Raw genomic sequence first — 12,837 nt, forward strand, 5'->3', positions numbered from 1 at the left:
TCACTCGGCGCCGATGACGAGCGGGTGGTCGTGCTGGCCGCCGGCGACGACGGTGACGTCGGTCCAGGGCGCGCGCCCACGCACGTGCGCCTCGACGAGCTCGCCGGCGCGCGGCGGCGCGGTGGCGCCCACGACGATGGTCATGAGCTCGGCCCCCACGCCGAGCAGCCGGTCGACCAGGCCGAAGGCGACCGCGAGCAGGCCGCGGCCGACCTCGACGACCTCGCCGTCGATGAGCCCGAGGGTGTCGCCGGGCTGGCAGACGCCGACCGCGGTCAGCGCCTCCTCGGTCGCGATCGCGATCTCGGCGAACCGCGTCGCGGCGGCCGCCTCGGCCATGGCGACGACGTCGTCGTCGAAGGGGCGGTTCGCGTCGTGGACCGCGACGGCGGCGAGGCCCTGCACCGGCGAACGGGTGGGGACGACGGCGACGCGACCGCCGGCGCGGCGTGCCTCCCGGGCCGCGGCCTCGGCGACGCCGGTGACCACCGAGGCGTTGGGCAGCAGGACGACCTCGCGGGCGCCGGTCGCACGGATCGTGGCCAGCACGTCCGCGGCGGACGGCGGCGTGGCGGTGCCGCCGTCGACGGTGTGCACGCCCTCCGCGTCGAAGAGGTGGGCCAGTCCCGCCCCGGGCGCGACCGCCACCACGGCAGTGCCCACACCACCCTCCGTGCCGACGGACTGGTCGTGAGAAGTCTCGTCCTCGACTCGAGGGTGAGGACGGGCAGACGGGTCTGGGGCATCGGCCAGCGTCTCGACCTCGATCTCACGCACCTCCCCCACCCCGAGCCCCGCCTCGATCGCGAGGCCGACGTCGTTCACGTGGACGTGGACCTTCCACTCCGGTCCCGGTCGGGCCGGCGTCCGCCCGGCCACCGCAGGGGCGTCCAGCGCGACGACGACCACCGAGTCACCGATCGCGGCGAGGCCGTCGCGGAGCTCGGCGACGTCGTCCGCGGTGGCCCGCAGCAGGTACTGCACCTCGAAGGCGAAGCGCGGGTCGACCGGTTCGCGCGGCGCGCGGTGGCGCCCGGACGCCCGAGCGGGCGGGGCCGCCGCCGGGATCGGGGTCGAGGTCGGCACCGGGCCGCCGGCGACGACCGTGGCCAGCGCGTCGAGCACGACCACCAGACCCCGGCCCCCGGCGTCGACCACGCCGTGCTCGGCGAGGCGGGGCAGCTGCGCGGTGGTGTGGCCCAGCGCCGAGCGCGCAGCGGCGGCGGCCGCGTCGACCGTGTCGCGCAGCGTGGCCGGACCGGCGGCGCCCTCACTCGTCGCGGCGGCCAGCGCGGCGTCCGCGGCGGCGCGCGCCACCGTGAGCATCGTCCCCTCGACCGGGGTGACGACCGCGGACCGGGCGAGCTCGGCGCCGCGGGCGAGGCCGGCGGCCACCGTCGCGGCGTCGCCGGGCTGGCCGGCCCGGGCCGTCTCGGCCGTCCCGCGCAGGAACTGCGAGAGGATGAAGCCCGAGTTGCCGGTCGCCCCCCGCGCCGCGCCGGCGGCGAGCGCGGCGAGCGCGCCGGCGGAGTCCTCGGTCGTGTCCGCGGTCGCCGCCAGCGCGGCGACGCCGGCCCGCAGCGTGGCCAGCAGGTTGCTGCCGGTGTCGCCGTCGGCGACGGGGAAGACGTTCAGCGCGTCGATCTCGCCCCGGTGGGCGGCGAGGGCGGTCGTGGCCGCGGCGGCCCAGCGACGCACGGCGTCGAGGTCCAGCGCGTCGAGAGCAGCGCCCGCGTCGAGCACGTCCACCCCCGCCACGATCGTCCCGCCTCCGACCGCCCGCACGATACTTCGCCACCACGACGGTCGGTGGCACGCCACCGTCGCCCCCGCCCGGCCCGACCGTGGGCCCCAGGCCGTCGCGGTCCCACCGGCCGCGGCGCCGCGCTCGCCTGGGGCCAACCGTCGCCCGCACCGCGCGCCCCTGGGGCCGACCCAGCACCCTGCCGCGACCGCCGGCCGGTTTGGAGTCGCCGTCGCGGATTCGTTAGACTTCGAGGGTTGCCCGGCGCCGGTTCACCGATCGCCGACTCGAAACGTTCCGTACAGAGGAGTTCCACGTGGCCAGCGTCTGCGATGTCTGCGGCAAGGGGCCTGGGTTCGGCATGGCCGTGTCCCACTCGCACCGCCGCACCCCCCGCCGGTGGAACCCGAACGTGCAGTCCGTGCGCGCGCAGGTCTCGCCCGGCAACCGTCGCCGCATCAACGTCTGCACGTCCTGCCTGAAGGCCGGCAAGGTCACCCGCGGCTGACCGCTTCACCACCCCGAGCCCGTCTCGCCCCGGCGAGGCGGGCTCGTTCGCGTCCCGCCCCCGCGCCGGTCGGTCAGGAGACGGCGCCGGTGCCGAGCGGCTTGGCGAAGAAGAGCGCGTCCCCGTGGTCGGCGTAGTGCCCGAAGGCCGGGTACGGCCGGTAACCCTCGGCCTCGTAGAGCGCGATCGCCGCGTGCTGATGCGGGCCGGTGTTGAGCACGAGCTGCTCGACTCCGGCCGCCGCCGCCGTGCGCTCCACCTCGGCCAGGACGAGGCGGCCGAGGCCGCGGCGTTGCGCGGCGACCGACACGTACATCCGCTTGATCTCCGCGCTGCCGTCGGGCAGCCGCCGCCACCCGCCCATCGCGACGGCGACGTCCTCGAGCAGGCCCACGAGCATGAGGCCCTGCGGCGGCGAGAACTCGTCGTCGACCACGGCCGCGGCATCGGGACCGCCGTACATCTCGACGTAGAGCTGCTGCACCTCGGCGACCAGCCGGACGACGTCGGGGTCGGAGTACGGCCGGGGTTCGATCACGAAACGCACCGACCCAGCGTAGGACGGCGCCGATCCCGGTCCGGGCACCGCAGCCCTTGCCGGACGCCGAACCGGTCGCGACAATCAGCGGGTCACCGTTTCTGGGAGGGAACATGAAAGCACTGTTGGTCTCGGCTGCCCTGGTGGCGGCCACGACGGTCGCCCCCGTCGCCGTCGCCCCGGCCGCGTTCGCGGCCTGCCAGCCGCCGGACGGCAAGACCACGATCTACACGGTCACCGCCAAGAAGCGCGTGCTCGCCGGCACCAATCTCTACAGCCAGTGGCAGACCGCGCCGGGCTCGATCTCGTACAGCAAGACCAAGACGGGCACCGTCGACGCCTCGATCACGACCACGGTCAGCGCCGACTTCGACGCCATCTTCGCCAGCGCGTCGGTGAGCGTCGGCGTCACCGTCGGCAAGTCGTGGTCGCACTCGACGTCGTGGACGCACACGGGCACCGTGCCCAAGACCAAGGGGTACCGCTACCGGCTCCACCTGTACAAGGACGCGTACACGGTGACGGTCCGCAAGAGCCACTTCGACCACAAGAAGTGCTATTTCGTGACCAACGCCCACTACCCGGTGACGGTGAAGCACGCCCCGGTGAAGTCCAACGACAACAAGTACTTCACCTGGCAGCTCGACAAGCAGAAGCTCTGATCGTCGCCGGCGGCGACCGCGAGCACGTTCAGCGGAAGTGCTCGTGGCCGCCGACCGGCCAGCGCCGGCCGTCCACGCGTACGCCCTCGCCCTCGCTGACCACGCCGACCGGACGCCACGGGGCGGGCAGGTCGGTGCCGGCCGGGAACGTCGCGGCCAGTGCGTAGTCGTCGCCGCCGGTCAGCACCCATACCAGCGGGTCGACGTTGAGCGCCGCCCCCACCTCGGCGAGCTTGGCCGGGACGTCGATCAGCTCGGCGCGCAGGTCCAGTCGCACGCCACTGGCCGTGGCGACGTGGCCGAGGTCGGCGACCAGGCCGTCGCTGACGTCGGTCATGGCGGTGGCGCCGAGCTCGGCGGCGCGCGGCCCCTCGAAGTAGGGCGGCTCGGGGCGGCGGTGGGCGTTGACGACCGTGACCGGCGAGCGGAAGCCGCGCCCGAGGACCGCGAAGCCCGCCGCCGCCCAGCCGAGCCGGCCGCAGACCGCGACGACGTCGCCGACCCGGGCGCCGGCCAGGGTCACCGGGGCCCGCCCCTGCAGGTCGCCGAGCGCGGTGAGGCCGAGGGTGACGACGTCCGCGGCGGTGACGTCGCCGCCGACGATGGCGGCCTCGACGTGGGCGCACTCGGCGCGCAGGCCGGTCGTCACGCCGTCCACCCAGTCCAGGCCCAGCGTGCCCGGCGCGGCGAACGCGACGAGCAGCGCCGTCGGTACGGCGCCCATCGCGCTGATGTCGGAGAACGCCCGGGCGGCCGCCTTGTGCCCGACGTCCTCGGCGGTCGACCAGTCCCGGCGGAAGTGCCGGTTCTCGACCAGCATGTCGGTGGAGGCCACGACCCGGCCGTCCGGCGTCGCCACGACGGCGGCGTCGTCGCCGGGACCGACGACGGTCGACGGGACCGTCGCGAGGCCCGCGACGACGCGGGAGATGACGCCGAACTCGCCGGCCTCGGCCACGGTCCCGGTCTCGGGTGCCACGTGTCTGCCTTCGTCCCTTCGCTGCCGGTGCGGCGCCGCCGTCGGCGGACACCTCGGGTAGGTTCTACCGGTCCGCGGGTCTCGACGAGGAGACGACGCGCCGCGGCCGGCGACCGGCCCAGCGTGTCACACCGGACACGACCCGGAAGCGAGGCTCGACCATGGCCGTCAGCGCGTACATCCTCATCCAGACCGAGGTGGGCAAGGCCGCGGCGGTGGCCGCCGAGATCGGCGGGCTGACCGGCGTCACGACCGCCGAGGACGTCACCGGTCCCTACGACGTGATCGTGCGCGCGGAGGCCGGCACCGTCGACGAGCTGGGCAAGCTCGTGGTCGCGAACGTGCAGTCGGTCGACGGCATCACGCGCACGCTGACCTGCCCCGTCGTGCACCTGTAGGCGGTGGCGTAGGTCGTGGCGATCGATCCCGTCGTCCGGCGGGCCGCGCTCATCGCGACGGCGGTCACGCTGCCGCTCGTGGTCCTGCTCGCGCTGACCATCGGCAGCGTCACCGGCGACTCGGACCCCAGCCCGTCGCCGACGGCGAATCCCCGGGGTGCGCTGACCTTCGCCGACCCGCCCCGTGCGGACGTCGACGCCGCCGCCTGCGCGAAGGTGCTGGCCCAGCTGCCCATCACCCTCGGCCGGTTGTCGCAGCGGGTGGTGCGCACGCCCAAGAGCCCGTTCGTGGTCGCCTGGGGCGACCCGGCCGTCGTGCTGCGCTGCGGCGTGACGCGGCCGGCCAGCCTGAAACCCGGGGACGCGAGCACCTTCCAGAACACCGGCGACCTGTTGGGGCCGTACTTCGACGTCGTCCGGGACGGTGACGCGCACGTGTGGACGAGCGTCGACCGCGCCGCCTACGTCTCGGTGACGATCCCGTCGGCCTACCAGGGCGCCGACGTCATGCCGCCGCTCGGCGCGGCCATCGCGAAGGCGCTGCCGGCCGTCTGCACGACCGACTCGGCCACGGCCGACCTCGCCACGCTCTGCACCCGCCGCAAGTAGCGCTGACAGCAGCGGCGGGGCGGAGTGGGCGGGTCAGCGCTCCACGCGCCGGCGCGCCGCGTCGTCGACGGCGCGGGTGAACGCACCGACGAGCCCCTGCAGTGCCAGCGGACGCATGCGCTCGAGGATCGCGAGCACCTGGTCGTGATCGATCTCGCCGCGCTGGTAGGGTCCCCAGATCGCTCGGGCGAACAGCTCGGTGAGCCCCTCGGCGACCTGCGTCGCGTGGTCGTCGATGAGCGCGGCCGAGTCGGCCAGCACGCTCGGCGGCACCGGCAGCTCGAGCAGCTCGACGGCCTGGCCGAGCAGCGACGGCGCGGTCCGATAGCTGCCGTCGTCGTGGATCTCGAGCGCCCCGACGGAGGCGAGGAAGGCGAGCTGCCCGTCGTCGAGGACGCGACCGACCCGCCGCTCCAGCGACGCGCGGTCCAGCAGCTCGGACTGGTCGGGCAGCCACGGCGCGAGGACCGCGGCCTGCACCGCGAACTCGGCCGGCGCGGCGTCGGGGGGCAGGCGCGCGAGCACGCGGTCGATCGCGGCCAGGGTGTAGCCGTGCTCCTGCAGCGTGCGGATGAGCTCCAGCCGCATGCGATGCCGCGCGTCGTAGTACGCCACCCGGCCGCGCCGCTCGGGCGGCGGCAGCAGCCCCTCGCTTGCGTAGAAGCGCACCGTGCGTACGGTCAAGCCGGTGCGCGCCGCCAGCTCGTCGACGGTGAGGTCACCGTCCGCGGCGGTCTCGGCACCCGTCATGTGCCGCAACGTTAGACGCACGGGTTCCGCACACCACAAACACTGGCACTCCTCGACCGTGACAGTGAGACTGAGAAGATTCCCGGCTACCCGAACGAAGGACGGAAGCCCTCCATGACCGAAGCATTTGTCTACGACGCGGTGCGCACACCGCGCGGCCGCGGCAAGGACACCGGTTCGCTGCACGGCACCAAGCCAGTCTCACTGGTGGTCGGCCTGCTCGACGAGGTGCGCAAACGCAACCCCGAGCTCGACCCGGCCGCCGTCGAGGACGTCATCCTCGGCTGCGTCTCCCCCGTCGGTGAACAGGGTGCCGACATCGCCCGCACCGCCGCCCTCGCCGCCGGCTACGAGACGTCCGGTCCCGGCTTCCAGCTCAACCGCTTCTGTGCCTCCGGCCTCGAGGCCGTGAACGTCGCGGCGCAGAAGGTGCGCTCCGGCTGGGAGGACCTCATCCTCGCCGGCGGCGTCGAGGCGATGTCGCGGGTGCCGATGGGCTCCGACGGCGGCGCGTGGGCCCAGGACCCCGAGACCGCCTACGACACCAGCTTCGTCCCGCAGGGCATCAGTGCCGACCTCATCGCCACCACCGAGGGCTTCAGCCGCACCGACGTCGACACCTACGCCGCCGAGTCGCAGGACCGTGCCGCGAAGGCTATCGCGAACGGCAACTTCGCCAAGTCGATCGTGCCGGTGGTGGACCTCAACGGCAAGATCGTCCTCGACCACGACGAGTTCCCGCGCGCGGGCACCACCGTCGAGAGCCTCGCCGGCCTCAAGCCGTCGTTCAAGGCACTCGCCGAGATGGGCGGCTTCGACGCCGTCGCGCTGCAGAAGTACCACTGGGTCGAGAAGATCGACCACGTCCACACCCCCGGCAACTCGTCGGGCATCGTCGACGGCGCGTCCATCGTCGTCATCGGCAACGAGCAGGCCGGCCAGGCCAACGGGCTGCGGCCGCGCGCGCGCATCGTCTCGGTGGGGGTCGTCGGTTCGGAGCCGACGATCATGCTCACCGGCCCGACGCCGTCCGCGCAGAAGGCCCTCGCCAAGGCCGGGCTCACCGCCGACGACATCGACCTCTGGGAGCTCAACGAGGCCTTCGCGGCCGTCGTCCTGAAGTTCATGAAGGACCTGAAGGTCCCGCACGAGAAGATCAACGTGAACGGCGGGGCGATCGCGCTCGGCCACCCGCTCGGCGCCACCGGGGCGATGATCCTCGGCACGCTCGTCGACGAGCTCGAGGCCCGCGACCTGCGCTACGGGCTGGCGACGCTGTGCGTCGGCGGCGGTATGGGCGTCGCGACGATCGTGGAGCGCGTCTCATGAGCGACGTCATCCGCTACGACAAGGACGCCGACGGCGTCGTCACGCTGACCCTCGATGACCCCAACGCCCGCGCGAACACGATGAACGACGACTTCCGCTCGTCGCTGTCGGCGGTCGTCGACCGGCTCGAGGGCGAGGACGGCCTCACCGGCGTCATCGTGACCTCGGCGAAGGACACGTTCTTCGCCGGCGGCGACCTCAAGGCGCTCATCCGCGTCACCGACGACAACGTCGAGGAGTTCGAGGCCGGCGTCAACCGCATCAAGGCCGACTTCCGCCGGCTGGAGAAGCTCGGCAAGCCCACCGTGGCGGCGCTCAACGGCGCGGCCCTCGGCGGCGGCCTGGAGATCGCGCTCGCCTGCAACCGGCGCATCGCCCTGGACAACCCGAAGTCGCAGTTCGGGCTGCCCGAGGTCACGCTCGGCCTGCTGCCCGGCGCCGGTGGCGTCACCCGCATCACCCGGCTGCTCGGCGTCGCCGACGGGCTCATGAAGGTGCTGCTGCAGGGCACCCGCTACAAGGTGGCCGAGGCCGTCGAGGTCGGCATCGTCGACGAGGTCGCCGCCTCGCCCGAGGCGCTGCTCGCCCAGGCCCGGGAGTGGATCGAGGCCAACCCCGAGACCCAGCAGCCGTGGGACGTCAAGGGATACCGGATGCCCGGTGGCGCCCCGACGAGCCCGAAGCTCGGCGGCATGCTCCCCGCCTTCCCCGGCAACCTGAAGAAGCAGCTCAAGGGCGCGCCGATGCCCGCGCCGCACCACATCATGTGCGCCTCGGTCGAGGGCGCGACCGTCGACTTCGACACTGCGCTCGTGATCGAGGGTCGCTACTTCGTCAACCTGGCCAAGGGTCAGGTCGCGAAGAACATGATCCAGGCGTTCTGGTTCGACCTGAACTCCATCAACGGCGGCGGCTCGCGTCCCGACGGTCACGAGAAGCGGCTGCCGACCAAGGTCGCCGTCCTCGGCGCCGGGATGATGGGCGCGGGCATCGCCTACGTCACCGCGCGCAACGGCGTCGACGTCGTCCTCAAGGACGTCTCGCTGGAGGCCGCCGAGCGCGGCAAGGGCTACTCGCAGAAGCTGCTCGACAAGGCGGTCTCGCGCGGCAAGATCACGCAGGAGAAGGCCGACGAGGTGCTCGCCCGCATCACGCCGACCGCCGACTACGCCGATCTGGCCGGCACCGACCTCGTCGTCGAGGCCGTCTTCGAGAAGGTCTCGCTCAAGCACGAGGTCTTCGCCGAGGTCGAGAAGGTCGTCGGCGACGACGCGCTGCTCGGGTCGAACACGTCCACGCTGCCGATCACGTCACTCGCCGAGGGCGTGCAGCGGCGCAAGGACTTCATCGGCCTGCACTTCTTCTCGCCCGTCGACAAGATGCCGCTGCTGGAGATCATCCGCGGCGAGGAGACCTCGGACGAGGCGTTGGCCCGTGCGCTCGACTACGCGGCGCTGATCAAGAAGACGCCGATCGTCGTCAACGACAGCCGTGGCTTCTTCACCTCCCGCGTGATCGGGACGTTCGTCAACGAGGCGCTGGCGATGCTCGGCGAGGGCGTTCACCCGGCGACCATCGAGCAGGCGACGACGCAGGCCGGTTACCCGGTCGGCGCGCTGCAGCTGGCCGACGAGCTCAACCTCGAGCTGTTCCTCAAGATCCGCAACGAGACGCGGGACGCGATGGGCGACGCCTACGTGCGCCACCCCGCCGAGGACGTCGTCGAGAAGATGGTCGAGCTCGGCCGCGCCGGCAAGCTGGCCGGCAAGGGCTTCTTCGACTACGACGAGGCGGGCAAGCGCACCGGGCTGTGGAGCGGGCTCGCCGAGACCTTCCCGGTCAAGGGCAACCCGGCCGACGTCGACCTGCACGAGCTCGGCGAGCGCATGCTGGTCATCGAGGCGGTCGAGACCGCGCGCTGCGTCGACGAGAATGTGCTGATCACGACGGCCGACGCGAACATCGGCTCGATCATGGGCATCGGGTTCCCGCCGTGGACCGGTGGCGTGCTGCAGTACGTCAACGGCTACGAGGGCTCGACCGGTCACGGCGTGGCCGCGTTCGTCCAGCGCGCCGAGCAGTTCGCCAAGGCCTACGGCGAGCGCTTCGAGCCCAACCAGCTGCTGCGCGACAAGGCCGGGTCGGGCGAAGGCTTCTAGTTCATCCACTTTTGGCGGCGTGACGCGGTATACCGCGTCACGCCGCCAAAAGCGTGAAGGGAGGGTCGTCGTGCCCGGACCGCTCGAGAGTGTCCGTGTGGTCGAGCTGCCCGCCATCGGCCCCGTGCCGATGGCGGCGATGCTGCTGGCCGACCTCGGCGCCGAGGTGATCCGCATCGACAAGCTCGGCCGCGACGACAGCCTCGCCGGGGTGATGAACGCCAGCCCGATGGGGCGCGGGCGCCGCTCGCTCGGACTCGACCTGCGTCGGCCCGGCGCGGCCGAGGTGCTGCTGCGCCTGGTCGAACGCTCCGACGCGCTGATCGAGGGGTTCCGGCCGGGCGTGGCCGAGCGGCTCGGCATCGGCCCGGACGATGCGCTGGCCCGCAATCCGCGGCTGGTCTACGGCCGGATGACCGGATGGGGCCAGTACGGTCCGCTCGCCGCGACGGCCGGGCACGACCTCACCTACCTCGCGGTCACCGGCCTGCTGCACGGCATCGGGCCGGCCGACGGGCCGCCCGTCCCGCCGGTCAACTACGTCGCCGACTTCGGTGGCGGGTCGATGTTCCTGGTGTCCGGAGTGCTGGCGGCGCTGCTGCACGCGCGGACGAGCGGCGCGGGTCAGGTGATCGACGCCGCGATGACCGAGGGTGCGTCCTACCTGGGGTCGATGACCCGCGCGATGGTCTCGATGGGCGGCTGGCAGGACCGTCGCGAGGCCAATCTGCTCGACGGCGGATCCCCGAACTACCGCTGCTACGAGACCTCGGACGGCAAGTGGCTGGCCGTCGGGCCGCTCGAACCGCAGTTCTGGGCGACGCTGGTGACGACCCTCGGCCGCGAGGTCGAGGGCACGCCGGGCCCGTACGACCCGGCGCAGTGGGACGCCTGCCGGCAGTGGCTGACCGAGACCTTCCTGACCCGCACCCGGGACGAGTGGGCCGAGCTGTTCGCGCCGCTCGACGCCTGCGTCGCGCCCGTGCTCACGCTGGCCGAGGCGCTGGAGCACCCGCACAACGTCGCGCGCGGCTCCTACACCGAGGTGTCCGGCGCCCCGATGCCCGGCCCGGCGCCGTCCTTCTCGCGGACGCCGGGCGCTGCCGGGACCGTTCCTCGCTCGGGCGCGGACAGCGCGGCCGTCCTCGCCGAGCTGGGGTACTCCGACACCGCCCTTGCCGAGCTGCGCGACGCCGGCGCCATCGGTTGACCCCTCCGCTTTTGGCGGCTCAGCGCAGCATGCTGCGCTGAGCCGCCAAAAGCGGGTAGGCACGAGATATGGACTACCGACTCGGGCTGGTCTGCGTGCCGGTGAGCGACGTGGACGCCGCGAAGGACTTCTACGTGGACAGGCTCGGCTTCGTCCCCGATCACGACGACCAGCTGCAGGACGGCGTGCGCTTCGTCCAGCTGACGCCCCCGGGCTCGGGCTGCTCGATCTGCATCGGCGAGGGCCTGACGACGATGACGCCCGGATCGCTCGAGGGACTGCAGCTGGTCGTCGCCGACGCGGACGCCGCGCACGCCGAACTCAGTGCGCGCGGCGCGCCGGTCAGCGACGTCGAGGAGCTGCCCTGGGGTCGCTTCGTCTACTTCAGCGACCCCGACGGCAACGCCTGGAACATCCAGCAGCCGGTGTCACCGAGCCCGTAGGGCCGCTCACCCGAAGGTCGCGGGCTTGGTCTTGTCCCAGAGCCAGGTGCGGAAGAAGTCGTCCAGGTCCTGACCGGACACCCGCTCGGCGAGCCGGGTGAACTGCGCCGTGGTCGCGTTGCCGTAGCGGTGCTGGGCGGTCCACGTCCGCAGCAGCCGGAAGAAGGCCGTGTCACCGATGCGGTGCTGTAGGGCGGCGAGGGTCATGCCGCCACGGTTGTAGACGGCGCTCGAGAACATCGTGTCGCGCTGCGGATCGGCGATCGACTGGTTCCAGAACGGCGAGGACGCGGCGACTCCGTCGTAGGCGGCCTTCGCGCTGGCGTAGGCCGTCCTGCCGCCCGTGTGCTCCGCCCACAGCCACGCCGCGTACGTCGCGAAGCCCTCGTTGAGCCAGATGTCGCGCCAGGTGCGGACGGACACGCTGTCGCCGAACCACTCGTGCGAGAGCTCGTGCGCGATCGTGCCCACGCCGACGACCGAGCCGTACAGCGGCCGGGTCTGCGTCTCGAGGGAGAAGCCGACGTTGGGCAGGTTGTCGACGATGGCACCGGTGGAGGTGAACGGGTACTTGCCGAAGGTCTTCGCCCAGTAGTCGGTGATCTCGCCGGTCGTCTCGGAGAAGCGGGCGTCACGCGCCTTGGCCGCGAGGTCGGGGTCGACGGCGACCAGCTCGGAGATGCCGCCGGCGGTGCGGCCGCTGCGGAAGTTCCACCGGCCGATGTCGATGGTGGCGAGGTACGTGGCCATCGGCTTGACCTCGTTCCAGACGTAGCGGGTGCCGGCCGCGACGGTGTTCTCGGCCCGCAGCTCGCCGTTCGCGACCACCTTCGTCCCCTGCGGGACCGTGACGCGGAAGGTGTAGGACGCCTTGTCGCTGGGGTGGTCGCTGCTCGGGAACCACGTGTGCGCGGCGTTGGGCTCGTCGCCGACGAACGCACCGTCCTTCGTGTACTGCCAGCCGTAGTCGGCGCCGAAGACGATCGGCGAGCCGGTGATCGTCTTCGGCGAGCCGTCGTAGCGGACGGTCACGGCGAAGTGCTCACCCCGCACAAGCCCGTGCCGCGGCGTGATGACGAGCTCCTCGTCCTCGCGGGTGAAGCGGGCGGCGGCGCCGTCGACGCGGACGGACCGCACGGTCATGCCCGACAGGTCGAGGTCGAAGCGGGAGAGGTTCTGCGTGGCCCGGGCACGGATCGTGGCCGTACCCCGCAGCTGCCTGTCGGCGGGGACGTAGCCCAGGTTCAGGTCGTAGTGCTCGACGTCGAAGCCGCCGTTGCCCAGCTCGGGGAAGTAGGGGTCGCCGACCCCGGCCGCGCCGGGGGTGAAGTGCCGCGAGGCGGTCGCGGGCGCGGCGGCGGCCGCCGGCACGAGGGACACGGTCAGCAGTCCGCCGGCGGCGATGCCGGTGAGACGGCGCCAGGCTCGGTTCACGCCAGGATCCATTCGTCGCGTTTGGTCGGATCCTCCACAGTCGTCCCCCGGTGAGCCGTGGTCAACCCCCGCCG

General features: G+C 72.7%; 13 protein-coding genes. 8 read left to right on the forward strand and 5 right to left on the reverse strand.

Translation table 11 applies throughout. The features are described from left to right. On the reverse strand, nucleotides 1–1,749 hold the full coding sequence (locus BUE29_RS02135; RefSeq protein ID WP_200800001.1) for a DAK2 domain-containing protein: 1,749 nt from the start codon (nucleotides 1,747–1,749) through the stop codon (nucleotides 1–3). 311 nt (nucleotides 1,750–2,060) lie between these two features. On the opposite strand from BUE29_RS02135, the gene rpmB reads away from it, so the two are divergent. Continuing rightward, on the forward strand, nucleotides 2,061–2,252 hold the full coding sequence (gene rpmB / locus BUE29_RS02140) for a 50S ribosomal protein L28 (protein ID WP_073385301.1): 192 nt from the start codon (nucleotides 2,061–2,063) through the stop codon (nucleotides 2,250–2,252). 73 nt (nucleotides 2,253–2,325) lie between these two features. Here the strand turns inward: rpmB and BUE29_RS02145 are convergent, their stop codons facing one another. After that, nucleotides 2,326–2,799: a GNAT family N-acetyltransferase gene (locus BUE29_RS02145; protein ID WP_234971311.1), complete on the reverse strand. Its 474-nt coding sequence runs from the start codon at nucleotides 2,797–2,799 to the stop codon at nucleotides 2,326–2,328. Between the two features lie 104 nt (nucleotides 2,800–2,903). Here BUE29_RS02145 and BUE29_RS02150 point away from each other — a divergent pair, with 104 nt between their 5' ends. After that, nucleotides 2,904–3,452: a hypothetical protein gene (locus tag BUE29_RS02150; protein WP_143167934.1), complete on the forward strand. Its 549-nt coding sequence runs from the start codon at nucleotides 2,904–2,906 to the stop codon at nucleotides 3,450–3,452. A 28-nt stretch (nucleotides 3,453–3,480) separates the two neighbouring features. Here BUE29_RS02150 and BUE29_RS02155 read toward each other — a convergent pair whose 3' ends face one another. Then, nucleotides 3,481–4,431: a thiamine-phosphate kinase gene (locus BUE29_RS02155; protein WP_073385306.1), complete on the reverse strand. Its 951-nt coding sequence runs from the start codon at nucleotides 4,429–4,431 to the stop codon at nucleotides 3,481–3,483. A 161-nt stretch (nucleotides 4,432–4,592) separates the two neighbouring features. On the opposite strand from BUE29_RS02155, the gene BUE29_RS02160 reads away from it, so the two are divergent. Together BUE29_RS02160 and BUE29_RS02165 are read left to right on the forward strand one after the other, a co-directional pair. Beyond that, nucleotides 4,593–4,829 carry an Lrp/AsnC ligand binding domain-containing protein gene (locus tag BUE29_RS02160; protein WP_073385309.1) on the forward strand — a complete coding sequence of 79 codons (237 nt, stop codon included), beginning with the start codon at nucleotides 4,593–4,595 and terminating at the stop codon, nucleotides 4,827–4,829. 15 nt (nucleotides 4,830–4,844) lie between these two features. Continuing rightward, nucleotides 4,845–5,438, forward strand: coding sequence for a DUF3515 domain-containing protein (locus tag BUE29_RS02165; protein ID WP_073385312.1), 594 nt, complete (start codon nucleotides 4,845–4,847; stop codon nucleotides 5,436–5,438). 33 nt (nucleotides 5,439–5,471) lie between these two features. Here the strand turns inward: BUE29_RS02165 and BUE29_RS02170 are convergent, their stop codons facing one another. Further along, nucleotides 5,472–6,188, reverse strand: coding sequence for a MerR family transcriptional regulator (locus tag BUE29_RS02170; RefSeq protein ID WP_073385314.1), 717 nt, complete (start codon nucleotides 6,186–6,188; stop codon nucleotides 5,472–5,474). A gap of 114 nt (nucleotides 6,189–6,302) precedes the next feature. Between BUE29_RS02170 and BUE29_RS02175 the strand changes: the two genes are divergently transcribed. From BUE29_RS02175 to BUE29_RS02190, 4 genes are all read left to right on the forward strand, one after another. After that, on the forward strand, nucleotides 6,303–7,517 hold the full coding sequence (locus BUE29_RS02175) for an acetyl-CoA C-acetyltransferase (protein WP_073385316.1): 1,215 nt from the start codon (nucleotides 6,303–6,305) through the stop codon (nucleotides 7,515–7,517). Next, nucleotides 7,514–9,676 (forward strand): 3-hydroxyacyl-CoA dehydrogenase NAD-binding domain-containing protein, encoded by a 2,163-nt coding sequence (locus tag BUE29_RS02180; protein ID WP_073385318.1) that lies wholly within the window; start codon nucleotides 7,514–7,516, stop codon nucleotides 9,674–9,676. Before BUE29_RS02175 ends, BUE29_RS02180 begins: the two co-directional genes overlap by 4 nt. A gap of 70 nt (nucleotides 9,677–9,746) precedes the next feature. Next, the gene (locus tag BUE29_RS02185; RefSeq protein ID WP_073385320.1) at nucleotides 9,747–10,886 is read left to right on the forward strand and encodes a CaiB/BaiF CoA transferase family protein; all 1,140 of its coding nucleotides are present in this window, start codon (nucleotides 9,747–9,749) and stop codon (nucleotides 10,884–10,886) included. A gap of 68 nt (nucleotides 10,887–10,954) precedes the next feature. Beyond that, nucleotides 10,955–11,329: a glyoxalase superfamily protein gene (locus BUE29_RS02190; protein ID WP_073385323.1), complete on the forward strand. Its 375-nt coding sequence runs from the start codon at nucleotides 10,955–10,957 to the stop codon at nucleotides 11,327–11,329. Between the two features lie 6 nt (nucleotides 11,330–11,335). On the opposite strand, the gene BUE29_RS02195 is transcribed toward BUE29_RS02190, so the two are convergent. Next, nucleotides 11,336–12,763, reverse strand: a complete 1,428-nt coding sequence (locus BUE29_RS02195; RefSeq protein WP_200800002.1) for a M1 family metallopeptidase — start codon at nucleotides 12,761–12,763, stop codon at nucleotides 11,336–11,338. Nucleotides 12,764–12,837: the final 74 nt, after the last annotated feature.

The organism is Jatrophihabitans endophyticus (assembly GCF_900129455.1).
In the GTDB taxonomy this organism is placed as follows: Bacteria; Actinomycetota; Actinomycetes; order Mycobacteriales; family Jatrophihabitantaceae; genus Jatrophihabitans; species Jatrophihabitans endophyticus.